We start from the raw sequence: 24,581 nt of genomic DNA, 5'->3' as shown, positions 1-24,581 counted from the left end.
GTCCAGGCCGGCTTCTACCGGTTGTGCTCGACGATCCGACCGAAGGGTTTGCGCAGGCGGATGCCCGGCGCACCGTCATCATAGTATCGCGCCAGTTGCGCGTGGTCAGCATAGCCGAGGGCGCGGTAAAGCCGCTGGGCGGGAAGATTGTCGGTGCGCACCTCCAGGCTCATGCCCACGCAGCCGGCACGGCGCGCACGCGCCTCGGCCGCCAGCACCAGGCGCCGGCCCAGACCCAGGCCGCGCCGCGCGGGATGGACCACCACGGAGTAGATCCGCGCCCAGCGGCTGTTGCGGCGCAACAAAAACACCAGTGCGCCGACGATCTCGCCCTCCATCTCGGCCACGAGCACGGTGCCCGGCCTGGCAAGAAAGCGCCGTATGCTGCGCGCCGACATGCGGTCCGTCGCAAAGACCGCCTCCAGCGCCAGGACCGCCGCGGCATCGGCGGGGCGGCCATCGCGGATCCGCGCGCGCACAGGCCTTGCGCTCACGTCCGCGTGCGCGCTTCCAGGCGCTTGATGAAGTATTCCATCACGCGCCGGTACAGCGCCTCCTTGAGGACAAGATCCTCGACGCCGTGGTCGATGTTCGGGTTGTCGTTGACTTCGATGACCTTGACCACCTTGCCGAACTGTTTGAGATCGACCCCATACAGGCCATTGCCGACCGCGCGCGCCGCCTGCACTGCGATCTGGCGCACCGGCGCGGGGACATCCTCGATGGCCAGGGTTTCGTGACCCCCCTCGACCTTGTCGCCGTTGCCGGCGCGCTTGACCACCTGCCAATGATCCTTGGCCATGAAGTAGCGGCAGGCGTACAAGGGCTGGCCATCGAGTACGCCGACCCGCCAGTCGTAGTCGGTGGGCTCGAAACTCTGGCCGATGATCAGATCCGAGCGTTCCAGCATCTCGCCGGCCTTTTCCTTGAGTTCGGCTGCGTTTTCGATCTTGATCACACCCCTGGAGAACTGCGAGTCCGGCTGTTTGAGTACACAGGGGAAACCCAGCTCCTGCGCGACCTGCTTGAGGTTGCGCGAGTGGATCAGCATCGTCTTGGGCTGCGGAATGCGATGCCGCTCCATCAGTTGGGCCAGGAACACCTTGTTGGCCGCCCGCAGAATCGACAACGGATCGTCGACGACGACCAGACCCTCGCGCGCGGCACGGCGCGCGAAGCGGTAGGTGTGGTGATTGACCGCGGTGGTCTCGCGGATGAACAAGGCATCGAACTCGGCGACGTGGCCATAGTCGCTCTTGTCGATGAACTCGACGTCGAAGCCGAGATCCTCGGCTGCTTTCTCGAACAGCTTGAGGGCACGGGGATTCGACGGCGGCTCTTTCTCGTCCTCGTTGATCAGGATCGCAAGGTCATAGCGCGCCGACTCGCGGCGCACGCGCGGACTGCGCTTGCGCGAGAAATAGTCGCGCGCCGCTTCGTAGAGGAATTCATGATGCGATGCAGGGACCTCGCCGAGGGCGATCGGCCCGAGCGAATCCACCCGCCATTCCTCGCCGCGGTAAACGAACTTGACCTGCAAAAGCGGCGCCGGAAACAGATTGAACAGCGCGCGCGCGAGGCGTTCGTGGCGTTTGGCCAGGCTGTCGCCGAAATAGACGTTCATCACGTATTCCGACGAGCCGATGCGTGCCAGCGAGCGCTGGATCAGCTCCTCGACCTCGTCGTTGATGATTCGCGGCGACTCGGCGAGCTTGAGGTCCTGGATCGTCGTGATCTCCGGCAAAGGTTTGTGGCCACGCGCACCGGCGAGCAGCGACACGTAATAGCCGGTGGACTGGTAGGCAAACGAGCGACACAGGTTGTAGACACGCTGACGCCGCGCGCGGGTATGCATCTCGTGGGTCAGATAGTCCCAGGCAGTGACCACTTCGATGCCGGGGATATCGACTGGCCAGTCGGTGCGCTGGTCGACGACGACGATGCCGCTCATGGCGTAACCGCGGCAGGCCGTGCGCGCGGGAATTCAGGAGAACTGGGAGGCTCGGGCATGTGGGCGCGGATGTGTTCTGGGAATTACCGCGGGCGCCATCCTAGCAGCGCGCCGGCCGGCTGACACCCGCGGGCGATTGGCAATACCCTTGATGCGAAGCACCGTCCAGGGAGACGACGGCGTGGACAAATCTGCACTGTCTGTGTGTGTTCCAGCTTGCGCCGCCGTACTTGCGGCGTTCACGGCGGCGGCGCCCGCCCAGCCGCCGGCTCTCGCTGCACTGCGAGTGTACGGCGAAGTCCAGCGCGAGCGCGGCGGCGAGCCTGCCGTGCTGAACGAGGGGGAGGCCGCTCATTCCGGCGACCGTCTGCGCACCGGTGTCGTGGGGCACGTGGGCCTGCAGCTCGCCCCTGCCGGCAATCTCATGCTCGGTGCGGAAAGCGAGCTGTGGGTGCACAGCCTCGAGCCGGGCGATCCGCCATCGCACGCTGGACTCGCCCGCCTCGTGCTCGTCCAGGGCACACTGCGCGCCGATGCACGCGCGCAACCCCCGCTGCCGCCCGCGGATCTGCGCATCAATGTCGGCGCGTTGCGGCTGCGCGTGTTCGGTGCCGACGCATGGATCGGGCGCGCATCCGATGGCGACGAGGTCTGCGTGCTCGCCGGCGCCGTCGAACTGCAGACCCCCGAGGGCCCACAGCGGCTCGATACGCCCGGCCACTGCCTGCGCGCCGGGCGCGGTGGATTGCAGCCGTTCGATGCCACCGCCGATGGGACGCTGGCCGTACGCCTGGCGCACACGGCGTTCCCGGGCGATCCCGCTGCACGCATCCCGGGGGCAGCGCCCTGGCGCCCAACACCATCGGTGGCGGCCCGGGCCGCGGACAGCCAACCGGCGCCCAGTGCCACGGTGGGAGTGGCCTGGACGATCGTGCTCGCGTCCTTGCCCGATGCCAGCCGGGCCGAACAGGAGGCCCGCCGGCTGCGCGCGATCGCCGCCGATGCCCGGGTCGTCGCCGCGCCGCGCGACGGTGGCGGCATCACGTATCGCGTCGTCAGCGGACACTATGCCAGCAAGGCCGCGGCGGCGGCGGATCTACGCGTGCTGCGCGCGCAGCACGGTCTGGCCCGCGCCTGGATCGCACCGCTGCCGTGAGAAAAAAACCGCCTGCTACAACAGCCGCTTGCGCTTGAAGTAAAGCACCAGACCACCGGCAATCGCGGCGAGCAGGCCCAGCACGTAGAAATAGCCATAGTGCCAGTGCAGCTCCGGCATGTATTCGAAATTCATGCCGTAAATGCCGACGACGAACGTCAGCGGAAAGAAAATCGCCGACAGCACGGTCAACCCCTGAATCACACGATTCGTGCGATGGGCGACGGCGGCGAAGTGCAGCTGTACGGCGGCTTCCAGATCGCGCTCCTGGTCGCTGGCATGCGCCCGCACCCGGCCGACGTGATCGACGAGATCGCGGTAGCGCACGATGTCGGCCTGGTCCCAGTCGAAGCGGCTGTTGCGGTACCAGGCATCGAGCGCCTCGAGCTGGCTTTCCGACAGCGCTTCCAGCCGGCGCGTTTCGCGGCGGCCGACCAGCAGTTCGCGCCAGTCCCGGGTCGGGCCGACGGCATCGAGCAGCGCGTCCTGCAACTGCGTGAGATAGCGGTCCATCGGCTCGCGGATCGCGAGGTAGCGATCCACCATCGCATCGACGATCAGGTGGGTCAGCCGCAGCGGCGAGCCCGGCGGCTTGAGGCGGCCATCGAGCAGACGTTCCCGCACCTGGACCAGGCCGGCACCGTCGGCGGCGCGGACCGTGACCAGCACGCGGTCAAACATGAAGAACGTCGATGCGCGCGTGGTGATCGGGAACGGTGCGGTGCCCGCGGCGAGCCCCTCGAAGACCAGCATGTCGTAGTCGGCGGTCCCGTCGAAGAAAGACGGATGCGTCGGATTGAGGCTGTCCTCGACGTGCTGGGGCTCGATCGCCACGCCGATGCGCGGTTCGACCCAGATCGCCCAGTCCCGGGCCTGGTCACGGACAAAATCGATCCACAGCAAGCCGTCCTCGGGCAGGGCGGCTGCCGGGTCGAGCATGCGCGGCTTCTGGCCGTTGACGAAGTGGCAGATTTTCATGACCGACAAACATAACAGGCCCGCGGGCCAAAGCGCCGGCGGGCCTGCGCAGATACGAAGACGCGTTACTTCAGCAGATCCTCGATCGCCGCACGCTCCTCGCGCAGCTCGGCATCGGTTGCATCCATGCGTGCGCGCGAGAAGGCATCGATGTCCAGCCCCTGCACGATCTCGTACTGACCATTCTTGCAGACGCAGGGGTAACCATAGACGACGCCGGGCTTGATGCCGTAGGAGCCATCCGACGGCACCGCCATCGACACCCACTTGCCATTGGTGCCCAAGGCCCAGTCACGCATGTGATCGACCGCCGCGGACGCCGCCGATGCGGCCGACGACAGCCCGCGTGCCTTGATGATCGCAGCGCCACGCTGCTGTACGGTGGGGATAAACTCTTTTTCGATCCAGGCCTGGTCCACCAGCGACTTCGCCGGCTTGCCCTTGACCGTGCAGTGGCTGATGTCCGGATACTGCGTGGAGCTGTGATTGCCCCAGACGATCATTTTCTCGATGTCGGTCGTCGCCGCGCCGGTCTTGGCGGCGAGCTGCGAGAGCGCGCGGTTGTGGTCGAGGCGCACCATCGCCGTGAACTGCCTAGGATCGAGCTTCTTGGCGTTGCTCGCTGCGATCAGCGCGTTGGTATTGGCCGGATTGCCGACGACGAGCACGCGCACGTCGCGGCTGGCCTTCTCCGACAAGGCCTTGCCCTGCACCGAGAAGATGGCGGCGTTGGCCGAAAGCAGATCCTTGCGCTCCATGCCGGGACCGCGCGGCCGTGCGCCGACGAGCAGCGCGTAATCGGTGCCGTCGAAGGCTTCCATCGGATCGGCCGTGGATACGATACCGGCGACCAACGGGAACGCGCAGTCTTCGATCTCCATGACCGTGCCCTTGAGCTTCTCCATCGCGTCGGGGATGTCGAGCAACTGCAGGATCACGGGCTGATCCGGTCCCAGCATGGAACCGCTGGCGACACGGAAAATGAGCGAGTAGGCGATCTGGCCGGCAGCACCGGTGATGGCAACCTTGACGGGCTTTTTCATGGGTGAGGAGCTCCGAGGAGACGGTGATACGGGCGCATGGGGAAAGCGCAGGGGCGCAATTCTAACCACTCCCGGCGCATCGCGGGAAATCGAAAAGCACCCCGTCAGATCTGCTGCAGCACGCGCCTGGGCGGGGTGTGCAATACCCTGCGCAGGGACAGTCCGCCGAGCAGCGCGACGAGCACCGCGCCGCCCAGCGTGCCGAGCGCCCACAGATGCGGCCGCGGACCGTAGGCGATGCCGAACACCTGCGCGGCGAGGACCCAGGCCACGGTCTGCGATGCGATCGCCGCGATGAATCCCGCCAGCGCGCCAAGCACCGCATATTCGGCGAGCAGTCCGCGCGCGATCAGACCGGCGCGGGCACCGAGTGTGCGCAGCAGTGCCGTCTCGCGGATGCGCTCGGCACGCGTGCCCTCGATGGCGGCCAGCAGCACCGTCACCCCGGCGGCGAGCGTGAACAGAAAGATGAACTCCACGGCGGTGACGATGCGATCGATGATGCCGCGCACCTGATTCATCATTGCCTCGATGTCGAGCACGGTGACGTTTGGAAACGCATCGATGAGCTCGCGCAGCAGCGCGCGGTCGCCCGGTGGCAGATAGAAACTCGTCAGCCACTGCGTCGGCACCGTTTCCGGCACCACACCCGGCGGCGCGAGCAGGAAAAAATTGGGGCGGAAGCTATCCCACTCGACGGTGCGGAAGTTGTGCACCGTCAGCGTGACGCGCTCGCCGGCGAAATCGAGCGTGAGCGTATCGCCCAGCTTGAGATGCAAGCGTTCGATCGCGTATTCGTCCGCCGACAGCCAGGGCTGACCCCTGCCGGCCTCGCCCCACCACTGACCCTGGGTGATGCGGTTGTCGGGATTGAGCGTGGTGCTCCACGACAGATTGAAATCGCGGTTGATCCAGCGTTGTGTCTCTGGGTCCGGGAACGAATCGGCCGTAACCGGCGTGCCATTGAGTTCGACCAGGCGGCCGCGCGCCATCGGCCACAGCTCGAGCGCTGGATACCCGCGCTGCTGGAAGAAAGCGCGCAGCGGTTGCACCTGATCGGTCTGGATGTTGATCAGAAACTGGTTCGGCGTATCCGCTGGCAGCTTGCGCTGCCAGCTCCGCAGCAAATCCTCGCGCACCACCGACACCAGCAGCAGGGCCAGCAGCGCCAACCCCAGCGCGGTCACCTGCGCCACCGATGCCGCGCGGCGGCGGGCGACGTTACCCAGTCCGAAACGCCACGATATGCCCACACGGCGGCGCAGCGGCTGCAGCGCCAGCACCAGCAGCCAGGCGAGCAGCGCCAGCGCCACGGCGGACAAGCCGATGCCGGCGAGCACGATCAGCACGAGCCGCGTATCCGCGCTGGCGAGCCAGAGCAGGGCCGCGGCGGCGGCAAACGCCGCGATCCAGACGCTACGCGACAGGGGCGATGCCGCAAGATCGCGCTGGAACACGCGCAGCGGCAGTGTCCGCCGTGCATCGAGCATCGGCGGCGCGGCAAATCCAAGGAGCATGAGACCACCCAGCGCCGCGGCGGCGAGCAGTGGCTTAAGCGGCGGTGGCGGCAGTTCGAGCTGCATCAGATCGGCGAGCACGCGGGCCAGCGCGGCCTGAGCCAGATAGCCGACGGCGGCGCCCGCCAGGGCGGCGGCGGCACCGAGCAAGACGAGCTGCAGCAGCAGCGCGCGCACGAGAAAACCCTGCCGCGCCCCCAGACATTTGAGCAGCGCGATCTCGTCGCGCAGTTTCTCGCCGTACTGGCGCGCCGACAGAGCGACGGCAGCGGCGGCGAGCAGCGTTGCCGCGACAATGGCGATATCGAGAAACTGCCCCGCGCGCGACAGCGCATTGCGGATTTCCGGACGCGCCTCCCGCGGCGTCTGCCGGCGCACACCGTCGGGCACGGGTTGCGCGAGCACGGCCTGCACGGCCGGAGCATCACCGGCGACGAGCAGGCTGTATTGCGCGCGACTGCCCGGACCGAGCAGCTGACTGTCGGCAACGTCGGCGCCATTCATCATCAACCGCGGGGCGAGGTCGGCGAAACCATTGCCGCGGTCCGGTTCGGCCTGGATGACCGCGCTCACACGCAGCTCGAGCGCGCCGACCTTGAGCATCGCCCCCGGAAAAAGCCGCAGCGCCTGCCACAGCCGTGCGTCGACCCAGGCCTCGCCACGCGCCGGCACACCTGCTGCCGCGCGCGCCGGACCAAACGGCTCGGACGAGACGCGCAGCGCGCCGCGCAGCGGATAGCCCGCGCCCACGGCCTTGATCGAGGCCAGTTGGCTGGCGTCGCCGTGGAACACGACGCTGGTGAAATGGACCAGCTCGGTGGTGCGCAAGCCGAGCGCTTGCGCCGATGGGGACAACGACGGTGGCAATGGCCTGCGCGCGCTGTACAGCACATCGCCGCCGAGTGCCTCGCCGGTCTGTGCATCCAGGGCCGAGCGCACGCGTTCGGTGAACAGATTCACCGCTGCGGATGCGGCCACGGCCACGGCGAGCGCGAGCACCAGAATGAACAGCTCGCCACTTCGCCAGCCGCGGCGCAGCCGGCGCACGGCGAACAGCATCGCGCTAGCCATGGACGATGCGCCCCTCGCGCAGACGCAGCACGCGGCGACAGCGCGATGCCAGCGCCGCATCGTGCGTGACCAGCACCAGCGTCGTGCCGCGCGCGGCGTTCATTTCGAACAGCAGATCGATGATGCGCGCACCAGTCGCGGCATCGAGATTGCCGGTCGGCTCGTCGGCGAACAGGACCGTCGGCTCGGCACAGAAAGCACGCGCGATCGCGACGCGCTGCTGCTCGCCGCCGGAAAGCTGATGTGGATAGTGCGACAGCCGTGCCCCCAGGCCGACCCGCTCGAGCGCCGCCTGCGCCCGTGCCGGCGCATCCTTGTACCCGGCGAGCTCCGCCGGCAGCATCACGTTCTCCAGCGCCGTGAATCCGGACAGCAACTGGAACGACTGGAAAACGAAGCCGACGCGCCCGGCGCGCAGCTCTGCCCGTGCGTCCTCGTCGAGCCCGGACAGGTCGTGCCCATCGAGCCGAATCTCTCCGCGGCTCGGCAGGTCCAAGCCGGCGAGCAGCGACAGCAGCGTGGTCTTACCCGAGCCGCTGGCGCCGACGATGGCGACTGACTCGCCGGCGGCGACGTCCAGATCGACATCGGCGAGAATCGTCAGCGGCTGTCCGCCGCTCATCACATCCTTGCCCACACCGCGTGCACTGATCAGATTCACCCGCCCCATGTCCTTGCTTTCCTGTCTGCGTATCGCTGCATCCTGCATCCTGTGCCTGTGCGCCGCCGCGGCGCAGGCCGGCACTGCGCCCTCCGGCGGTACTGCCGGCGCGCCCGTGATCCTCGTGCTGGGCGACAGCCTGAGCGCCGCCTACGGCATCGCCCTCGATAAAGGCTGGGTGGCGCTGCTCCAGGCACGGCTGTCGGCCGCAGGCTATCCGCACCGCGTCGTCAATGCCAGTGTCAGCGGCGAAACCACCGCCGGCGGACTGGCGCGGCTGCCGGCCTTGCTCGACCGCCACAAACCGCAGTGGGTTCTCGTCGAACTCGGCGGCAACGACGGTCTGCGCGGGCTGCCGCTGACCCAACTGCGCGACAACCTACGCCGGATCGTCGCGCTGTCCCAGACAGCCGGCGCCAGACCCGTGCTCTTTGAAATGCGCATCCCGAGCAATTACGGACCCGATTATGCCGAAGGATTCCGCGCCAGCTTCGCGACCGTTGCCCGCGAAACCGCAACGCCGCTGGTGCCGTTCTTCCTCGCCGCCATCGCCACCGATCCCACCGCCTTCCAGGAAGACGGCATCCACCCCACGGCTGGTGCACAGGCCGCGATGCTCGACGCCGTCTGGGCCACGCTGCAGCCGCTGCTCGAACGTTGATTCTTCCTGCATCCACGGTGCATACCGGCCGCGTATAGACCATCCAGATCCGCGAGATCCGCCATGACCCTGCCTCTGAAAATCGTCTTTTCGCTGTTTTTGCTGACCATCGTCGGCGTCACCACCTGGGCCGGGCTACAGGTCCCGTTATGGGAAACGCCGCGCGAGGTGGTGCTGCACCCGTGGTTCATCGCCACGCTCACCGATACCTATCTCGCCTTTTTGACCTTCTGGATCTGGGTGGCCTACAAGGAAACCTCGGGTCTGGCGCGCCTGGTCTGGCTGCTGCTGATCCTGCTCACCGGCAACATGGCGATGGCCGCCTATGTCCTGATCCAGCTCTGGCGCCTGCCCCCCGGCGCGGGAGTTGACCAGTTGCTGCTGCGGCGGTGAACGGCACGGCCACCACTTCGCCCTGGCGCCGCTACGTCGTTGCGCCGATCCTCGCGCAGCTGCGTCAGGGCATAAGCCCGCAGCAGATCGCACTCACCCTCGCGCTCGGCACTGCGCTCGGCATCTTTCCGATCCTCGGCGCGACGACGCTGCTGTGCCTGATCGCGGGCATCTGGCTGCGCCTGAACCAGCCGATCCTGCAGCTCGTGAACTACCTCGTCTATCCGCTGCAGATCGCCCTGCTCGTGCCGTTCTACCGTGCCGGCGAGTGGTTGTTCGGTCTCGACCCGGTGCCCATCCTCGCCGTCACCGATCTCATCGCCCGCTTCCAGGCCGACCCGCTCCAATTCGTCATCGACTACGGCAAGGTCGCCTTGTGCGGGATCGCGGTGTGGATGCTGATCGCGCCGGCGTGCGCGCTGGCGCTGTACGCCGTCGCCGGTCGGGTGCTGCGCGCAACCGCCGCGCGGCTGGATCTGCACCAGCGACGGTAAGCCTCGCCGGCGCGCTCGCACATCCGCTGCATCCCGCATGGCGGGCCCCTATCGTCTGCCCGCATGGGACAATGCATAGCCGCACAAGCCCGGACAAGAGGATTCGGACGATGACGACTCAACCCCTGCAGGGCCGTACCGTCGCGTATTCGGCCGTGCGCGAGCAGGTGTACATGGTGTTTCCCAACGATCTCAATTCCAACGACACGGTGTTCGGCGGCCTGATCATGGCGCAGATGGACCGCTTCGCCGCCGTGGTCGCAGACCGCCACGCCGGCGGGGTGTGCGTGACCGCCAGCGTCGATGCGGTGCATTTCATCGCGCCGGCCAAGGGCGGCGATGTGCTGATCTTCAATTGCTCAGTGAACCGCGCCTGGCAGACGTCGATGGAAATCGGCTGCAAGGTCGAGGCCGAGCGCATCGGCGGTGGCGAGCGCCGCCACATTCTGTCGGCTTATCTGACGTTCGTCGCCGTCGATCGCGAGGGCAAGCCGCGACCGGTGCCGCCCGTGATCCCGGAGACGGTCGAGGAACGTCATCGCTACGAGGAAGCGCAGCTCCGCCGCGAGCTGCGCCTGCGTCACGCCGAGGCGCTGAAAGCGCTGCGCGCCGCCCGTCCCGCCGGCTGATCAGGTGCCGGCGTCGGGTTGCAGATCGGGGTGCGCGCGCTGGAAAGCCGGCAGCGTGTTGCAGTGGGCGGCGATGCGCGCCAGCCGTGGGTAGAGCGTCGCATCGCAGCCGAAGCGTTGCGCCGCGTAAATCTGTGGAACCAGCACACAGTCGGCCCAGGTCGGTGTCTCGCCAAAGACAAAGGGGGTCTGTGGCGCAGCGTGCAGTTCCGCCTCCAGCGCGGTGAGTCCACGGGTGATCCAGTGCTTGAGCCAGTCGGCGCGGGCGTCTTCGCCGATCTTGAGGCGTTCGCCGAGATAGCGCAGCACGGAGGTGTTCTGCAGCGGCTGGATGTCGGCGGTGATGGTCAGGCAGAACGCACGCACGCGCGCCTGCTGGCGCGGATCGGCCGGCACGAGCGCCGGATGCGGATACAGGGCTTCTAAGTATTCGAGGATCGCCTGCGACTGGTTGAGGCGGAAATCACCGTCGATCAGCAGCGGCACGCGCGCCTGCGGGTTGAGCGCCCGATAGCCCTGCGAGAACTGCTCGCCGCCATCGCGCAGCAAATGCACCGGCACGATTTCGTAAGCCAGGCCCTTGAGATTGAGCGCGATGCGCACGCGATAGCTTGCCGATGAGCGCCAGTAGGCATAGAGCTTGAGCATGGGGTTCTCCCGTTCGCGGCGCACCCGCTCCCCTCATCCTTTGTAGCGCGCGACGACCTGCTCGATCGCACCGAAAATCGAGCAGCCCTCGGCATCGAGCATTTCGATGCGCACCTGATCGCCAAAGCGCAGGAACGGTGTCCGCGGCTTGCCGTAGAGCAGGGTCTCGACGGTGCGCAGCTCGGCGAGGCAGGAATAACCGACGCCGCCGTCGGCGATCGGCCGGCCCGGTCCGCCGTCGGCGCCGCGGTTGGAGACCGTGCCGGAGCCGATGATGCTGCCGGATGCAAGCGGCCGTGTCTTGGCGGCGTGCGCGATCAACGTCGGAAAATCGAAGGTCATGTCGATGCCGGCGTTGGGCATACCCAGCAGCTGTCCGTTGATCGACGAGCGCAGCGGCAAGTGGACGCGCCCGCCATCCCAGGCCGCACCGAGTTCGTCGGGTGTGATCGCGACCGGGGAGAACGCACTGGACGGCTTGGACTGGAAAAAGCCGAAGCCCTTGGCCAGCTCCGCGGGAATCAGGTTGCGCAGCGAAACATCGTTGACCAGCATCAGCAGACGGATGTGACGCCGCGCAGCCTCGGGCGTGCAGCCCATCGGCACATCACCGGTTATGACCGCCAGCTCCGCCTCAAGATCGATACCCCAGTCCTCACAGGCCACGAGAATCGGCCCCATCGGGTCGAGAAAGCTGTCGCTGCCGCCCTGGTAGATCAGCGGATCGGTCCAGAAACTCTCCGGCAGCTCGGCGCCGCGCGCCTTGCGTACCAGCGCAACGTGGTTGACGTATGCCGAGCCGTCGGCCCACTGGTAGGCGCGCGGCAGCGGGGAACGGCAATCGATCGGATGAAAATCGAGCGCGGTATCCGCATAGCCGCCGGCCTCGAGCTGCGCCGCGACGGCGCGCAGGCGGGGTTCGGCCTCGTCCCAGCGGTCGAGCGCGGCCTGCAGGGTCGCGGCGATCTCCGGCACGGGCACGCAGCGCGACAGGTCGCGCGCAACGACGACGAGACGACCATCACGCGTGCCGTCTTTGAGGCTGGCGAGTTTCATGCGCGCTCGCAGGGCTCTTGCCACGAGCGATGGTAGTCGGTCCACTCCACGGTGGACAGCCCATCGCCGACTTCGAGTGCATCGCGGGCATCGATCATCACCGCATATTCCTCGGTACCCGGTTTGGGCTGCGCGAGCATGTTGCGCAGCGCCTTGGGGTGCGGGCCGTGCGTGAATCCGCAGGGGTGCAGCGTGAGCATGCCCGGACGGATGTTGTCACGCGAGAAGAAGTCGCCGGCGTGATAGAACAACACTTCGTCGTAATCGTCGTTGTTGTGGAAGAACGGCACCTTGATCGCGCCGGGATCGGTTTCGAACGGTCGCGGCGCAAAGGTGCAGACGACGAAGCGGTGCGCGACGAATGTGGTATGCGCCGACGGCGGCAGGTGATAACGGTGCGACATCAAGGGGCGGATGTCCTTGACGTTGATGCGCACCGGCATCAGCGTGCCATGCCAGCCGAGCGCGTCGAGGGGATTGTAGGGATAGGTGACCGTGGAGATCTGGTTGGCGCGCTTGATCCGCACGTGCCAGTCGCGCTGTGCTAAGGCGCCCTGCTGCTGGGCCTTGAAGGCATCGTCGATGCGCGGATAGTCGAGCAGCGCGGGATCGAACAGCGCATGCTCGCCGACCAGCCCCTTGTCCGGCAGTTGATAGCTGGCGTTGGTCGCCTCGATCAACAGCCAGGTCGTCGGCGCGGCGCACTCGATGCGCCACATGGTGCCGCGAGGCAGCACGAGATAGTCCCCGGTGGTCAGGCTCAAGTGCCCGTAGTCACAGAACAGTTCGGCCGTGCCGTGGTGGAGGAACAGCAGCTCGTCGCCGTCGGCATTGCGCGCCAGCTCGTCCATCGAGCGCGGACACACCCAGTAGCGCAGCCGCAGATGGGCGTTGGCGAGCACGCCATGCGCCTGCCACGGCGAGGCCGACCCGCCGGCGAGGCGGTTGAGATCGAAGGCGCGCGGCCTAAGCGGCCCCTCCCAGTGCGTCCAGCCGGTCGGCGGCCGCGGGTGGATCATGTGCGTCGCAGGGCCGAAAAAGCCCTCCTTGCCGAGTTCGCGCTCGAAGGTGCCGGGCGGCAGGTCGGCATGCGCCTGGCGCGAGGCCAGACCCTCGACGATCGGGCGGTAGATCCACTTACGCATCGCTCAAGACACCGCGCCTGATCTGGTCGTCCTCGATCGACTCGAACAAGGCCTTGAAGTTGCCTTCGCCGAAACCTTCGTTGCCCTTGCGCTGGATGATCTCGAAAAAGATCGGACCGATCACGGGGCTGGTGAAGATCTGCAGCAGAATGCCCTCCTCGGGCGCGCCATCGATCAGGATTCTGAGCTTGCGCAGCCGCGCGAGCGGCTCGCCGTGACCGGGCAGGCGCTGATCGATCTTGTCGTAATAGGCATCCGGGGTGTCCATGAACTGCACCCCCCGTGCGCGCAAGGCTTCGACCGTGGCGTAGATGTCGTGCGTGGACAGCGCGATGTGCTGGATGCCCTCACCGCGATACTGGCGCAGGAATTCCTCGATCTGCGACTTGTCGTCGGCAGATTCGTTGATCGGGATACGGATCTTGCCGCAGGGTGAGGTCATCGCCCGCGACAAAAGACCGGTGAGCTTGCCTTCGATGTCGAAGTAGCGGATCTGGCGGAAATTGCCGATGCGCCGGTAGAAATCGGCCCAGGTGTCCATGTTGCCGCGCGCAACGTTGTGGGTCAGGTGGTCGATCCCGACCAGGCCCACACCCTCGGGATTGCGGTCCACACCGTCAAAGAAACGGAAATCCACGTCGTAGATCGAGTGCTGCGGACCGTAGCGGTCGATCAGATAGAGCACGCTCGAGCCGATGCCATAAACCGCCGGCAGACGCAGTTCCATCAAACCCGGTTTGGCATCGAACGGCACCGCCCCCTGCGCGACCGCATGCTGATAGGCGCGCACCGCATCCTTGACGCGCCAGCCCATCGCACAGGCGCTCGGCCCATGCGCTTTTGCGAACTGCTCGAAATGCGTATACGGCGTACCGTTGACGAGAAAGTTGATGTCGCCCTGGCGATAGAGCGTGACGTCCTTGCTGCGATGCCGGGCCACCGCGGTGAAACCCATCGTCGTGAACAAGGCATCCAGTTGCGCGATGCCTTCCGGCGTCGGCGCCGTGAATTCGACGAATTCGAAACCGTCGGTGCCCAGCGGATTGGCGGTCATAGTTGCTGTGTCGTTCATCGCAAGGTTCATCGCAAGAGTGGCTTTCGCCCCGGACGCTCCAGGGACTTTATGCGAACCCATGATCGGCGGGTATAAGCGTTTCAGGCGGCCAACCGGGGGCTGCGCGGCGCAACCGGCTCGTCGCCCGGATACAGGCGGTCGGGCGCGAGCTCGGGCTCGCCGCGCAACTGCTCGATGAGCGGCGCCAGATCGTCTGTGAGCGCCTGCGTCAACTCGTCGAACGAGCGGATCACGAAATACGTCTGCTGGAAGGCATCGATCATGTAGCGCGTGCGCATGCACCGCGGCATCGCAAAACGCACGCGCAAGGGCTTTTGGCTTTCCACCGCGTAGGGGGTCTCGCCGCCGGACGACAGAATGCCGGCGCCATAGGCGCGCAGGCCATCCTCGGCCTCGATCAATCCGAATTCCACCGTGTACCAGTACAGCCGCGCGGCCATCGCCAGCGCGCCGGATGCCATCGCCTTGAGCCCTTGTTCGCCGTAGCGCTGCATGAAATCGCCGAAGCGCCGGTCAAACAGCATCGGGACATGACCGAAGAAGTCATGGAAGATGTCGGGCTCGACGAGGTAGTCGAACTCCTCGGGCTTGCGCAGCCAGACGGTGACCGGGAAACGCCGCGCCGCAAGATGGCGGAAGAATTGGTCGTCCGGAATGAAGCCCGGTACGGCGACCAGGCGCCAGCCACTCGCACGCTCGAGTCGCGCACTCACCTGCGCCAGATCAGGAATCGCATCCGCACAATCGGTGTGCGCAAGACCATCAGCGAACTCACGGCAGGCGTAGCGCGTAACGAGCTGCGACTGTCGCGCATACAAGCGCCGCCACAGGGCGTGATCCGCCTCCGTATAGACATGCCAGGACTGCTCGACGGTGAAATCGGCACGGGCGCGCGAGTAATCGCCGCGCAGCGGGCTGGTGGTGTTGGCGCCGAACATGATCTCCTCCGCTCCGATTGCCTGCATCCTGCGCTTACTTTAGCGCTATCGGTGCGGAGAATTGCTGCAAACTCACGCATGAAACCGCGTTTTATTGGTGATATTCTGCGCTTATTGTCATTTTAATGATGATTTCATGCGCATTGAGCTGGACCGCACCGACTTGCGCATCCTCCGCGAGCTGCAGCGCGACGGCCGGCTGCCGATCGTCGAGCTCGCCGAGCGTGTCGCGCTGTCGGCGACCGCCTGCCAGCGCCGCGTGAAAAAGCTCGAGGAGGCCGGTGTCATCGCCGGCTACGCCGCCGTACTCGATGCACGCGCGCTCGGGCGCGAGGTCGAGGCCTTCGTCCGCGTCGCCATCGAGCGCCAGTCGCGCGATGTGACGCTGGCCTTCGAAAACGCGATCCGCGCCCGATCCGAGGTGCGCGCCTGCTATGTGATGACCGGCGACCTCGATTTCCTGCTGCACGTGCAGGTGGCCGACCTCAAGGCCTTTGCCGAGTTTTCGATGAACGTGCTGATCGGCCTGCCTGGAGTCAAGGACGTGCGCTCGAGCCTCGTGCTCGAGGCGATCAAGCGCGACGAAGGTCTGCCGCTGCCGGACTAATCCGCGAAGCGGTCGGTCGCCTCGATCAGACGGCTGAGGATGCCGGGCTCGCTCGCGGCGTGGCCGGCGTCCGGCACGACGATGAAATCCGCCTCCGGCCAGGCGCGGTGCAGATCCCAGGCCGATTTCATCGGGCAGACCACGTCATAGCGCCCCTGGATGATCACGGCCGGGATCTGCCGGATGCGATGCACGTGGGCCAGCAGGTAGTCGTCGCGGTCGAAGAAACCTTTGTGGATGAAATAATGGCACTCGATGCGCGCGAAGGCCTCGGCAAAGCGGTCTTCGCCAAAGCGCGCCGCCATGTCCGCACTCGGGAACAGCTTGCTCGTCGTTCCCTCCCAGACACTCCAGGCCCGCGCGGCGGCGATGCGCTCGGCCGGATCGGGGCTGGTCAGGCGTCTGTAATAAGCCTTGACCAGATCGCCACGCTCGGCTTGCGGGATCGGGCGCAGAAAATCTTCCCAGGCATCGGGGAAGATCCAGCTCGCGCCCTCCTGGTAAAACCAGCGGATCTCCGCCTCGCGCAGCAAGAAGATGCCGCGCAGCACCAGCGCCTTGCAGCGCTGGGGGTGGGTTTCGGCATAGGCCAGCCCCAGCGTCGAGCCCCAGGAGCCGCCGAACACGACCCAGCGATCGATGCCCAGGGCCTCGCGGATCCGCTCGATGTCCGCGACGAGATCCCAGGTGGTGTTCTCGCGCAGCTCGGCATAGGGCGTCGATCGTCCGCAGCCGCGCTGATCGAACAGCACGATGCGATATTTCTGCGGGTTGAAGAACTGCCGGTGCCAGGGTTCGGCACCACCGCCCGGCCCACCGTGGATGAAGACCACCGGCTGGCCCGCAGGGTTGCCGCACTCCTCGACATAGAGCTCATGCAGGTCGGACACCTTCAGCCGCAGCGTGCGGTAAGGCTCGATGGCGGGATACGGCTGCACCATGTCGATCTCGGTTTCGTCTATCAAGGCACGAGCCGCTAGCTTAGCGGCATCGCGCGGGGGCGACGAATCGTGTCCACCGCCGGCAAGCGTTGCCGCTGCCGCGTGCGAGCCCGTAACATCCGCGCATCCTCGTCGTGCCGACGGCCGCGCCGTCATGGATGTATCGCAGTCATGCCCCGTCGTGTCTCCCACCGACCACCGTCCATTTCGATCCGAACGCCGATCCAAGCTCTGATGCTCGTCACCGGCATGGCCGTCGGCGGCCTCGCCGGCGCCGCGCCAGATGACGCGGCTCCGGATACCGCTCCCGAACTGTTGACCATTCCCGCCCCGCAAATCGAGGCATTGCCAGCGTCCGTGCCACCGATGCCGCCGGCGGACGCAAAACTGGACCAGCTGTTCCCGCGTTACGAGATCCTGCACCCGAACATCGCGTTTTGGACGCGCGTGTTCGGCGAGTATTCCGAGCTGCAGAGCGTCGTGCACTCCAAGGCTTACCCGCACAAGGTGCTGCGCGTCCTCGATTTCCGCGGCGCGTCGATGCAGATGTCCGAGGCGGCGCTCGAAAACCACCGCCGGCAGGTCGAACAGCAAGCGCGTGAGGCGGCCGAGGCCCTGATCCGCTCCATCCACGCCAAGCACCATGCACCGCAGACGATGACGGCCGAGGAGCGCCGTATCTACGAGCTGTTTGCCGACGTGCGCGACCGCGATCCGTTCAAGACCCTGCAAGGCACGATCCGCATCCAGCGCGGCCTCAAGGAGCGCACCGAGAACGCGCTGCGCGTCTCGGATGCCTACCTGCCGCACATGGAGAAAGTCTTCGCGGATTACGGCCTGCCCACCGCGCTGACGCGTCTGCCGATCGTCGAATCGAGCTTCAACCTTAACGCCTACTCCCGCTCCGGCGCGGCCGGCGTCTGGCAGTTCATTCCATCGTCGGCGCGCATATACATGCGGCTCAACGAGATCGTCGACGACCGCCGCGACCCGTGGACCTCCACCGACGCGGCCGCCCGCCATCTGCGCGACGACTACGCCCTGCTCGGCGACTGGCCGCTGGCGATCACCGCCTACAACCACGGTCGCAATGGCATCGCGCGCGGACTCGCGGCCACGGGCGGCAAGACCCTCGTCGATCTGATCGAACGCTACGACTCGCCGCGCTTCGGCTTCGCCGGCAAGAATTACTACGCCGAATTCCTCGCCGCACTCGACGTCGAACGCGCCTGGCGCGCCCGACGCGATGCCACCGAAAGGACACGCGCCATCGAATTCGAGGTGGTCGAAACCAAGCACTACGTGCCCTACGAAACCCTGCGCCGGCTGTGCGGTGCGAGCGATGAAGAATTCCGCCGCCTGAACCCGGCCTACCGGCCGGAAGTGATCGACGGCAAGCTCTACGTGCCACCCGGCCACCTGATCCGCGTTCCCGCCGGCTCGGCGCGCAGCTTCGAAGTCGGCTATGCGCGCCTTGGCACCCACGAGCGTTTCGACAGCCAGCGCGTCTACTACCTGCTGCACAAGGTCGGCAAGGGCGAAACCCTCGGCGGCATCGCCAGACGCTACCGTATCGGCATCGACCGGATCCGTGCCGCCAATGGCCTGCGCTCGTCAACGATCCGCGTCGGCCAGGTGCTGAAGATCCCGCCCCGCGAAGAGCCCCGGCCAGGGCCGATCAGCGTCGCCGTCGGCGAGTCCAAACCGATGCTGACGCGCGAACAGCTCACCGCCGCACGCGCAGCCGACGGCACCACGCATACTGTCGGCCGCGGCGATACGCTCGGTGCGATCGCGCGCCGTTATCGCGTCAGCGAAGCCGACTTAAAGCGAATCAACCAGCTCGACTCGTCGATGATCCGCATCGGCCAGGTACTGAAAATCCCCGACCGTGCCGGCTCTCCTGCGCCTTCCTCCGGCTGGCGCAACCACCGCGTCAGTGCCGGCCAGACGCTGGCCTCGATCGCCCGTCACTACGACGTCAGCATCGCCGAGTTGCGCCGCGCCAATGGCCTGGGTGAGTCCAGCCTGATCAAGGTCGGCCAGACCCTGCGCATCCCGGTGCGCGACTGAAAAGCCCAGACCATGCGGCTGCACCACGCTTTCCGCGCGATGGGCAGCCCCTGCTCGCTGGCCCTCGACGGCGACGACGACGCCCAGCTACGCGCCGCTGCACAAGCCGTGCATGCCGAAGTGCTGCGCCTGGAAGCGAAGTACTCACGTTATCGCGCCGACAGCCTCACGCAGCGCATCAACGCCACAGCCGGCAAAACGGGCATCGACGTGGACGACGAAACCGCGGCACTGCTCGATTACGCCGAGGTGGCCTGGCGCGAGAGCGGAGGTCTGTTCGACCCTACTTCGGGCGTGCTGCGCCGCGCCTGGGATTTCCGCACGCAGCGGCTGCCGACCCAGGCCGAGATCGCACGCCTGCTGCCGCTGGTCGGCTGGCACCGCGTGTGCTGGCAGCGCCCACATTTGCGTCTGCCGCAGGCCGGCATGGAGCTCGATTTCGGCGGCTGGGTCAAGGAATACGCCGCGGACAGCGCGGCGGCGCGTGCGCGCGCGCTCGGCATCGACCATGGCTACATCGAACTCGGCGGTGACATCCGCGTGCTCGGCCCGCAGCAGGATGGCACTCCGTGGCGAATCGGGCTACGCGACCCGTACCGCCCGCATACGGCGCTTGTGCGTGTCGAACTGATCGGTGGTGCGGTTGCCACCAGTGGCGATTACGAACGCTGCATCGTCGTCAACGGTCGGCGCTATGGGCACATCCTCGATCCGCGCAGCGGCTGGCCGGTAGAGCACACCTTCACTGCCGTTTCGGTGATCGCGCCGCAGACACTGGTCGCCGGTACTGCGACGACGACCGCCATGCTGCTCGGCGCGGACGCCGGCGCGCGCTGGCTCAAGGCCCTGGGCCTGCCGCATCTGTGCGTGCACGCAGACGGCCGCCTGAGTGGCCCGCTGGCACCGTAGCGCGATGGCGCACCCGTCCGGGGAGAGATACGCATGGCCCCGATACGTACCGTCGCCCATCCCGACATGCAAAGCCCGCCTGAAAGCCGCCCCGACACCTGAACGATCCAGCCGCCAGGCAGTCCCCAGCGGACCCGAATCCATCTCCCGGAAAATTCTTAGAAAAGATACGCGAAGGTGAAGATGCCCAGCATCACCAGCGCGAGGGCCAGCTTGGCCACCGCGCCGAGCAGCAGTCCGAGCCAGGTGGCAAGTCCGACATGGGCAGCGCGTGTGGCGCCGCTGCGCGCCCACAACTCGCCAGCCACTGCACCGACGAATGGCCCGAGCACGATGCCCGGCAGCCCGAAGAACATCCCGGCGATGCTGCCGAGCACCGCACCGGCGATCGCCTGGCGGCTGGCACCAACCCGTTGGGCGCCCAGCACCGAGGCAAGAAAATCGACTGCCATGCCAAGGACGACAAGCACGGCGAGCAAAACGAGCGTCGGCACGCCGACCCGCGCATAGTCATCGATCCAGGCGCCGAGCCACAGGCCGGCAAATACCACGGGCAATCCCGGCAATGCCGGCACGACCGTCCCGGCCAGGCCGACGATGACCAGGCCGACGACGGCGAGCCACAGCAGAGTCACGGCGAGCGGATCCATGCATCACCCCTTCCACCGGTCGGCGCACTGTTGCCGCTGACCTCTGTCGCCAGCGCCGGGCCCGGCTATGATGCGTAATTTCTGCATGGTGTTCACACTCCCTGTCGCATGAAAAATCCGCCCCGCTTCTTCAGCCGGTTGCGCGCACAGCGCCTGAAGGATCTCGACCATGCCACCGATTATCGGTCCTGGCGCGAGATCGCGCTCGAACTCGACCGCCTCGAGGGCGCCGATGCCTGGAAGGCCGACGATACCAGCGACGATTACGACTACCTGCTGATCAAGGAACGTCTGCTCAGCCTGCGCCGCCTGCGCTGTGCCGGGGACGCGCGCCAGCTCGCCTTCGAGCTCTACGAGGGGCTGCACGGCAACCTCGGCAACATGTCGAACCCGGCCCTTTACGCCGTCGCGCGGGTCGGAACCAAAAAGCTGATCGAAGATTACATCGCCGAGGTCGCCCGCTGCCTCGACTTTCTATGCGCCGGCAACTTCCCCGATTTCGGGCTCGAGGACAAGATCCAGTTCTTCAAGCGCACGGCGACGGCCTTCGGCCGTTCGGCACTGATGCTCTCCGGCGGCGGGACCCTGGGGCTGTTCCATCTGGGCGTGATCAAGGCCCTGCACGCGGAAAACCTGCTACCCCGCGTACTGTCCGGATCTTCGGCGGGTTCGATCATCGCCGCCTGCGTGGGCGTACGGCTGGACCACGAGATCGACACCTTGTTCGCGCCGGATGGGCTCAACCTCGATGCCTTCCGCGCGCTGGGGTTGCGCGAGGCGCTGCGCGACGGCGCGATGATGGACGGCGCGCAGCTCGAACGCTGCCTGGACGACAACATCGGCGGCTACAGCTTCGTCGAAGCCTTCGACCGCACCAAGCGCATCGTCTGCATCACCGTATCACCAGCCGAACCGCATCAACAGGGCCGCCTGCTCAATTACCTGACGGCACCGCACGTGCTGCTGCGCCGCGCCGTGCTCGCCTCCTGCGCGGTCCCCGGTGTATTCCCGCCAGTGATGCTGCAAGCACGCAATTACGCCGGCGAGATCGTGCCATACATGCCCGGCAAACGCTGGATCGACGGCACGCTGTCCGCGGATCTGCCGATGCTGCGGCTCGCGCGTCTGCACAACGTCAACCATTACATCGTCAGCCAGACCAATCCCCACGTCGTGCCGTTCATGGCCCAGATCGACCGCGAGCAGGGCCAGCGCCGCGGTCTGGCACCGCTCGCCGCCGAGCTGGTCAAACAGGGCGGCAGCGGCGCACTGCGCCTGGCGCGCAAGCATCTCGATCCATACGGCGGTGGCCGCGTCCTCGGCCGGATCGACAACATCGTGCGCCAGCGCTACTCGGGCGATATCAACATCTATCCGCGCCATACACCCAAGCGCCTGCTGCGCATCTTCAGCAATCCGCAGCCGCAGGATATCCAGCGTTATGTCCGCTCCGGCGAGCGTGCCACCTGGCCGAAGATCGAGCGCATCCGCAACCAGACCCGCATCTCGCGCACCTTCGAGGATTGCCTGCGTCTGCTCAAGGCCGAGGAACAGCAGCTGATGCGCGCACAGCGCCGGGCAGATGCGGCACGCAGCCACATTCAGCGCAGACCCGCTGGCCTCATCCCTTCTTGAGCAGGTCACGAATCTCGGCCAACAGCCGCTCCTGCGCGCTCGGCGCCGCGGGCTTGGCCTGCTCTTCGCGCCTGAGGCGGTTGACCAGCTTGACGACGAGAAACAGTGCGAACACGACGATGACGAAATCGAGCACGGCCTGCACGAACCGGCCGTAGCCGAGCACCACGGCCGGCTGTCCGCCGCTGGCCGCGCGCAAGATCAATACCTGGTCGGAAAAATCGATTCCTCCGGTGAACAGCCCGACGACGGGCATGAGGATGTCGGCAACCAGGGATGACACGATCTTACCGAACGCGGTGCCGATGACCACACCGATGGCCAGATCGACGACGTTGCCACGCATCGCGAATTGTTTGAATTCTTCGATCATGCGCATCATGCTGCCTCCGTATCAGTCGGATCTGCTGGCTCAAAACAGGCGGACAGGCCTGCGTCCAAGTCTGGGTAGCGCGGGACAAAGCCGAGCTCACGGCGCGCGCGCTCGATGGACAGCCGCTTGGACTCCTCCATGAACGACCACATCGCCGGCGTGAAGCACCGCTGTGCTTCTGCACGCCCCACCGCCTGCGGTTCCGGCAGACCAAGCCGGCGCGCACAGCGGCGGAAATAATCCGCCATCGTCGTCGGCTGGCCGTCGGCGATGTGATAGACCGCACCGCTGCGCCCGCGCTGCGCCGCCAGGATCGCAGCGGCGGCGAGATCGTCGGCATGCACCCGGTTGCTGTACGAAGACTCCTCGTCGCGCAGGACCGGCAGCCCCTGACGCAGGCGTTCGACCAGCAAGCGTCCCGGTCCATAAATCCCCGGCACGCGCAGAATGACGATTTCGCCGCCGCTCGCGGCACTCCAGTCGCGCAGCGCGCGCTCCGCATCGACGCGCCGCTGCGCGCGCGCGGTCCGCGGCTTGAGGGGTTCGTCCTCGTCGATCCAGCGTCCGCCGCAGTCGCCATAGACGCCGGAAGTGGAGATGTACACGATGCGGCCGATGCGGCCGCGCTGTGCTGCCAGCCAGCCACGCAGGCGGGTGTCGCGACCACCATTCGTCGGCGGCGGCGCGAACCAGAACAGCCACGGCCAGTCGCCGGCATCCTGCGGGTCATCCAGATCCTCGATGCGCACGCCGGCACCCAGTGCCTGCAACACACCGGCTTTTTGCGGGTCGCGCACGATTGCCGTAACCTCGCCGCCCGACCTGCGCAGCGCCCGCACCACGCGCAGGCCGATGTCGCCGCAGCCAGCCACGAGCGCCGGCTTAATGCCACCGGTTTCGTCCATGAGCATGTCCATGAGCCACCAAGTGTACCTGGCCGACCGTCCGCAGCACTTCACGGTACAGCCCGGTGAAACCGTGTTACAGGCTGGTCTGCGCCACCATCTCGCCTTGCCGTTCGGCTGCCAGTCCGGCGGCTGTGCATCATGCCGCGTGCGCCTGACCCAAGGCGAAGTCGAATATCCATTCCCGCCGCCGGCGCTGTCGGACGCGGAAATCCAGGCCGGCTACATCCTGATGTGCCTGGCGCGCCCGAAAACGGATCTGATCATCGCCCTGCACCAGCCGCCGATGCTCGATGCGTTGCGCCCGCGCCAGCTACCCTGCCGCGTGCAGCACCGTCGCTGGCTTGCGCACGACGTGCTCGGACTTTCGCTCAAGCTGCCGCGCGGTGCCGACTTCCGCTGGCTGCCCGGACAGTATCTGGACATCTTGCTCGACGACGGCCGTCGCCGCAGTTTCTCGATCGCCAACGCCCCGGGCGGCGAACTGCTGGAGCTGCACGTGCGGGTGACGCCCGGTGGCCGCTTCGCCCACTGGGCCGCGCACGAGATGCCACAGCGCGCGATCCTGCGCTTCGAGGGCCCGCTCGGTGCGTTCTATCTGCGCGAGGATTCGGCGCGTCCGATTCTGATGGTGGCCGGCGGCACCGGCATCGCACCGATCCACGCGATGCTCGAGGACGTGCTCGGCCGCAGCGGTTTCACCCGTCCGCTGCATCTGTTCTGGGGCGCGCGCACGCAACGCGACCTCTATCTGCACGAGCGCCTGCTGCACTGGGCCGCTGCGCATGCGCATTTTGATTACACGCCGGTGCTGTCGGAGGCGGATGCACCCTGGCCCGGCGAAAAGGGCCTCGTGCACGAGGCCGTGCTGCGCCGGCATCCCGATCTGCACGGTTTTGAGGCCTATTTATCCGGCCCGCCAGCGATGGTCCGTGCCGGCAAGAGCGCTTTGCTCGCCGCCGGGCTGGATGCCGACCATTTGTTTTACGACAGCTTCGACTACGCCTTCGAGACCTGGCCGACGCTCGGCTGAACGTGCGTCCGCCCGGATCCAGACCGATCGGATCCGCCG

The 24,581-nt window shown here is 66.6% G+C and carries 25 protein-coding genes; 10 read left to right on the top strand and 15 right to left on the bottom strand.

What is annotated here, in order from left to right:
* Nucleotides 1-14: 14 nt before the first annotated feature.
* Nucleotides 15-494, bottom strand: a complete 480-nt coding sequence (locus BMZ48_RS08335; protein ID WP_234981575.1) for a GNAT family N-acetyltransferase — start codon at nt 492-494, stop codon at nt 15-17.
* A complete protein-coding gene (locus tag BMZ48_RS08330) occupies nt 491-1,951 on the bottom strand; it encodes a RimK family ATP-grasp domain-containing protein (protein ID WP_091533780.1) in 1,461 nt (486 codons plus the stop codon). Before BMZ48_RS08330 ends, BMZ48_RS08335 begins: the two co-directional genes overlap by 4 nt.
* Nucleotides 1,952-2,132: 181 nt before the next feature.
* On the opposite strand from BMZ48_RS08330, the gene BMZ48_RS08325 reads away from it, so the two are divergent.
* Nucleotides 2,133-3,107 (top strand): SPOR domain-containing protein, encoded by a 975-nt coding sequence (locus BMZ48_RS08325; RefSeq protein WP_234981574.1) that lies wholly within the window; start codon nt 2,133-2,135, stop codon nt 3,105-3,107.
* Nucleotides 3,108-3,122: 15 nt separating this feature from the next.
* Here BMZ48_RS08325 and BMZ48_RS08320 read toward each other — a convergent pair whose 3' ends face one another.
* From BMZ48_RS08320 to BMZ48_RS08305, 4 genes are all read right to left on the bottom strand, one after another.
* Entirely contained in the window at nt 3,123-4,085 is a 963-nt protein-coding gene (locus BMZ48_RS08320) for a magnesium transporter CorA family protein (RefSeq protein ID WP_091533772.1), read from the bottom strand.
* A 65-nt stretch (nt 4,086-4,150) separates the two neighbouring features.
* A complete protein-coding gene (locus BMZ48_RS08315) occupies nt 4,151-5,128 on the bottom strand; it encodes a malate dehydrogenase (RefSeq protein WP_091533769.1) in 978 nt (325 codons plus the stop codon).
* Between the two features lie 104 nt (nt 5,129-5,232).
* Nucleotides 5,233-7,716, bottom strand: a complete 2,484-nt coding sequence (locus BMZ48_RS08310) for an ABC transporter permease (RefSeq protein ID WP_159431130.1) — start codon at nt 7,714-7,716, stop codon at nt 5,233-5,235.
* Nucleotides 7,709-8,338: an ABC transporter ATP-binding protein gene (locus tag BMZ48_RS08305; RefSeq protein ID WP_366450434.1), complete on the bottom strand. Its 630-nt coding sequence runs from the start codon at nt 8,336-8,338 to the stop codon at nt 7,709-7,711. The genes BMZ48_RS08310 and BMZ48_RS08305 overlap by 8 nt, the downstream gene beginning before the upstream one ends.
* Nucleotides 8,339-8,384: 46 nt before the next feature.
* On the opposite strand from BMZ48_RS08305, the gene BMZ48_RS08300 reads away from it, so the two are divergent.
* The 4 genes from BMZ48_RS08300 to BMZ48_RS08285 all read left to right on the top strand — a co-directional run bounded on the left by BMZ48_RS08300 (nt 8,385) and on the right by BMZ48_RS08285 (nt 10,554).
* Nucleotides 8,385-9,038, top strand: coding sequence for an arylesterase (locus BMZ48_RS08300; protein ID WP_091533759.1), 654 nt, complete (start codon nt 8,385-8,387; stop codon nt 9,036-9,038).
* A gap of 63 nt (nt 9,039-9,101) precedes the next feature.
* Nucleotides 9,102-9,431: a DUF1475 family protein gene (locus BMZ48_RS08295; RefSeq protein WP_091533756.1), complete on the top strand. Its 330-nt coding sequence runs from the start codon at nt 9,102-9,104 to the stop codon at nt 9,429-9,431.
* The gene (locus tag BMZ48_RS08290) at nt 9,428-9,925 is read left to right on the top strand and encodes a DUF2062 domain-containing protein (protein WP_091533753.1); all 498 of its coding nucleotides are present in this window, start codon (nt 9,428-9,430) and stop codon (nt 9,923-9,925) included. The genes BMZ48_RS08295 and BMZ48_RS08290 overlap by 4 nt, the downstream gene beginning before the upstream one ends.
* 110 nt (nt 9,926-10,035) lie before the next feature.
* Complete coding sequence (locus BMZ48_RS08285; protein ID WP_091533751.1) at nt 10,036-10,554, top strand: acyl-CoA thioesterase; 519 nt, start codon at nt 10,036-10,038, stop codon at nt 10,552-10,554.
* On the opposite strand, the gene maiA is transcribed toward BMZ48_RS08285, so the two are convergent.
* From maiA to phhA, 5 genes are all read right to left on the bottom strand, one after another.
* Nucleotides 10,555-11,202: a maleylacetoacetate isomerase gene (gene maiA / locus BMZ48_RS08280; protein WP_091533748.1), complete on the bottom strand. Its 648-nt coding sequence runs from the start codon at nt 11,200-11,202 to the stop codon at nt 10,555-10,557.
* 33 nt (nt 11,203-11,235) lie between these two features.
* Entirely contained in the window at nt 11,236-12,258 is a 1,023-nt protein-coding gene (locus tag BMZ48_RS08275; RefSeq protein WP_091533745.1) for a fumarylacetoacetate hydrolase family protein, read from the bottom strand.
* Complete coding sequence (locus BMZ48_RS08270) at nt 12,255-13,403, bottom strand: homogentisate 1,2-dioxygenase (protein ID WP_091533743.1); 1,149 nt, start codon at nt 13,401-13,403, stop codon at nt 12,255-12,257. Before BMZ48_RS08270 ends, BMZ48_RS08275 begins: the two co-directional genes overlap by 4 nt.
* Entirely contained in the window at nt 13,396-14,475 is a 1,080-nt protein-coding gene (gene hppD, locus BMZ48_RS08265; protein WP_091533920.1) for a 4-hydroxyphenylpyruvate dioxygenase, read from the bottom strand. The genes BMZ48_RS08270 and hppD overlap by 8 nt, the downstream gene beginning before the upstream one ends.
* An 83-nt stretch (nt 14,476-14,558) precedes the next feature.
* Nucleotides 14,559-15,416, bottom strand: coding sequence for a phenylalanine 4-monooxygenase (gene phhA, locus BMZ48_RS08260; RefSeq protein WP_091533917.1), 858 nt, complete (start codon nt 15,414-15,416; stop codon nt 14,559-14,561).
* Between the two features lie 136 nt (nt 15,417-15,552).
* Here phhA and BMZ48_RS08255 point away from each other — a divergent pair, with 136 nt between their 5' ends.
* Entirely contained in the window at nt 15,553-16,023 is a 471-nt protein-coding gene (locus BMZ48_RS08255) for an Lrp/AsnC family transcriptional regulator (RefSeq protein ID WP_091533741.1), read from the top strand.
* Here BMZ48_RS08255 and pip read toward each other — a convergent pair.
* A complete protein-coding gene (pip, locus tag BMZ48_RS08250) occupies nt 16,020-16,964 on the bottom strand; it encodes a prolyl aminopeptidase (RefSeq protein ID WP_091533916.1) in 945 nt (314 codons plus the stop codon). The two genes, BMZ48_RS08255 and pip, sit on opposite strands and share 4 nt — an antisense overlap.
* A gap of 234 nt (nt 16,965-17,198) precedes the next feature.
* Here pip and BMZ48_RS08245 point away from each other — a divergent pair, with 234 nt between their 5' ends.
* Together BMZ48_RS08245 and BMZ48_RS08240 are read left to right on the top strand one after the other, a co-directional pair.
* Nucleotides 17,199-19,037 carry a LysM peptidoglycan-binding domain-containing protein gene (locus BMZ48_RS08245; RefSeq protein WP_091533739.1) on the top strand — a complete coding sequence of 613 codons (1,839 nt, stop codon included), beginning with the start codon at nt 17,199-17,201 and terminating at the stop codon, nt 19,035-19,037.
* A 12-nt stretch (nt 19,038-19,049) separates the two neighbouring features.
* Complete coding sequence (locus BMZ48_RS08240) at nt 19,050-19,946, top strand: FAD:protein FMN transferase (RefSeq protein WP_091533737.1); 897 nt, start codon at nt 19,050-19,052, stop codon at nt 19,944-19,946.
* Nucleotides 19,947-20,104: 158 nt separating this feature from the next.
* Here the strand turns inward: BMZ48_RS08240 and BMZ48_RS08235 are convergent, their stop codons facing one another.
* Nucleotides 20,105-20,596: a DUF456 domain-containing protein gene (locus BMZ48_RS08235; protein ID WP_091533734.1), complete on the bottom strand. Its 492-nt coding sequence runs from the start codon at nt 20,594-20,596 to the stop codon at nt 20,105-20,107.
* Nucleotides 20,597-20,704: 108 nt separating this feature from the next.
* Between BMZ48_RS08235 and BMZ48_RS08230 the strand changes: the two genes are divergently transcribed.
* Nucleotides 20,705-22,231 (top strand): DUF3336 domain-containing protein, encoded by a 1,527-nt coding sequence (locus tag BMZ48_RS08230; RefSeq protein WP_091533732.1) that lies wholly within the window; start codon nt 20,705-20,707, stop codon nt 22,229-22,231.
* Here the strand turns inward: BMZ48_RS08230 and mscL are convergent.
* Nucleotides 22,218-22,610 carry a large-conductance mechanosensitive channel protein MscL gene (mscL, locus tag BMZ48_RS08225; RefSeq protein WP_091533915.1) on the bottom strand — a complete coding sequence of 131 codons (393 nt, stop codon included), beginning with the start codon at nt 22,608-22,610 and terminating at the stop codon, nt 22,218-22,220. The two genes, BMZ48_RS08230 and mscL, sit on opposite strands and share 14 nt — an antisense overlap.
* Nucleotides 22,610-23,521, bottom strand: a complete 912-nt coding sequence (locus BMZ48_RS08220) for an SDR family oxidoreductase (RefSeq protein ID WP_091533730.1) — start codon at nt 23,519-23,521, stop codon at nt 22,610-22,612. Before BMZ48_RS08220 ends, mscL begins: the two co-directional genes overlap by 1 nt.
* Between BMZ48_RS08220 and BMZ48_RS08215 the strand changes: the two genes are divergently transcribed.
* The gene (locus BMZ48_RS08215; RefSeq protein WP_091533727.1) at nt 23,520-24,542 is read left to right on the top strand and encodes a 2Fe-2S iron-sulfur cluster-binding protein; all 1,023 of its coding nucleotides are present in this window, start codon (nt 23,520-23,522) and stop codon (nt 24,540-24,542) included. The genes BMZ48_RS08220 and BMZ48_RS08215 overlap by 2 nt on opposite strands.
* Nucleotides 24,543-24,581: the final 39 nt, after the last annotated feature.

Source organism: Fontimonas thermophila, from assembly GCF_900113085.1.
Classification (GTDB): Bacteria; Pseudomonadota; Gammaproteobacteria; order Nevskiales; family Nevskiaceae; genus Solimonas; species Solimonas thermophila.
The sequence above is the reverse complement of the archived record's forward strand: the minus strand, read 5'-3'. Positions and strand labels throughout refer to the sequence as shown.

Excerpts from the sequence above, each read along its gene's own strand:
- BMZ48_RS08300 (WP_091533759.1), top strand. The coding sequence starts at position 8,385 with ATGTCCTTGCTTTCCTGTCTGCGTATCGCTGCATCCTGCATCCTGTGC.
- BMZ48_RS08295 (WP_091533756.1), top strand. The coding sequence starts at position 9,102 with ATGACCCTGCCTCTGAAAATCGTCTTTTCGCTGTTTTTGCTGACCATC.
- BMZ48_RS08305 (WP_366450434.1), bottom strand. The coding sequence starts at position 8,338 with ATGAGCGGCGGACAGCCGCTGACGATTCTCGCCGATGTCGATCTGGAC.
- BMZ48_RS08310 (WP_159431130.1), bottom strand. The coding sequence starts at position 7,716 with ATGGCTAGCGCGATGCTGTTCGCCGTGCGCCGGCTGCGCCGCGGCTGG.
- BMZ48_RS08285 (WP_091533751.1), top strand. The coding sequence starts at position 10,036 with ATGACGACTCAACCCCTGCAGGGCCGTACCGTCGCGTATTCGGCCGTG.
- BMZ48_RS08220 (WP_091533730.1), bottom strand. The coding sequence starts at position 23,521 with ATGGACATGCTCATGGACGAAACCGGTGGCATTAAGCCGGCGCTCGTG.
- maiA (WP_091533748.1), bottom strand. The coding sequence starts at position 11,202 with ATGCTCAAGCTCTATGCCTACTGGCGCTCATCGGCAAGCTATCGCGTG.
- BMZ48_RS08330 (WP_091533780.1), bottom strand. The coding sequence starts at position 1,951 with ATGAGCGGCATCGTCGTCGTCGACCAGCGCACCGACTGGCCAGTCGAT.
- BMZ48_RS08270 (WP_091533743.1), bottom strand. The coding sequence starts at position 13,403 with ATGCGTAAGTGGATCTACCGCCCGATCGTCGAGGGTCTGGCCTCGCGC.
- phhA (WP_091533917.1), bottom strand. The coding sequence starts at position 15,416 with ATGTTCGGCGCCAACACCACCAGCCCGCTGCGCGGCGATTACTCGCGC.
- BMZ48_RS08230 (WP_091533732.1), top strand. The coding sequence starts at position 20,705 with ATGAAAAATCCGCCCCGCTTCTTCAGCCGGTTGCGCGCACAGCGCCTG.
- BMZ48_RS08235 (WP_091533734.1), bottom strand. The coding sequence starts at position 20,596 with ATGGATCCGCTCGCCGTGACTCTGCTGTGGCTCGCCGTCGTCGGCCTG.
- pip (WP_091533916.1), bottom strand. The coding sequence starts at position 16,964 with ATGGTGCAGCCGTATCCCGCCATCGAGCCTTACCGCACGCTGCGGCTG.
- BMZ48_RS08275 (WP_091533745.1), bottom strand. The coding sequence starts at position 12,258 with ATGAAACTCGCCAGCCTCAAAGACGGCACGCGTGATGGTCGTCTCGTC.
- BMZ48_RS08245 (WP_091533739.1), top strand. The coding sequence starts at position 17,199 with ATGCTCGTCACCGGCATGGCCGTCGGCGGCCTCGCCGGCGCCGCGCCA.
- BMZ48_RS08215 (WP_091533727.1), top strand. The coding sequence starts at position 23,520 with ATGAGCCACCAAGTGTACCTGGCCGACCGTCCGCAGCACTTCACGGTA.
- BMZ48_RS08240 (WP_091533737.1), top strand. The coding sequence starts at position 19,050 with ATGCGGCTGCACCACGCTTTCCGCGCGATGGGCAGCCCCTGCTCGCTG.
- hppD (WP_091533920.1), bottom strand. The coding sequence starts at position 14,475 with ATGAACGACACAGCAACTATGACCGCCAATCCGCTGGGCACCGACGGT.
- BMZ48_RS08315 (WP_091533769.1), bottom strand. The coding sequence starts at position 5,128 with ATGAAAAAGCCCGTCAAGGTTGCCATCACCGGTGCTGCCGGCCAGATC.
- BMZ48_RS08255 (WP_091533741.1), top strand. The coding sequence starts at position 15,553 with ATGCGCATTGAGCTGGACCGCACCGACTTGCGCATCCTCCGCGAGCTG.
- BMZ48_RS08320 (WP_091533772.1), bottom strand. The coding sequence starts at position 4,085 with ATGAAAATCTGCCACTTCGTCAACGGCCAGAAGCCGCGCATGCTCGAC.
- mscL (WP_091533915.1), bottom strand. The coding sequence starts at position 22,610 with ATGCGCATGATCGAAGAATTCAAACAATTCGCGATGCGTGGCAACGTC.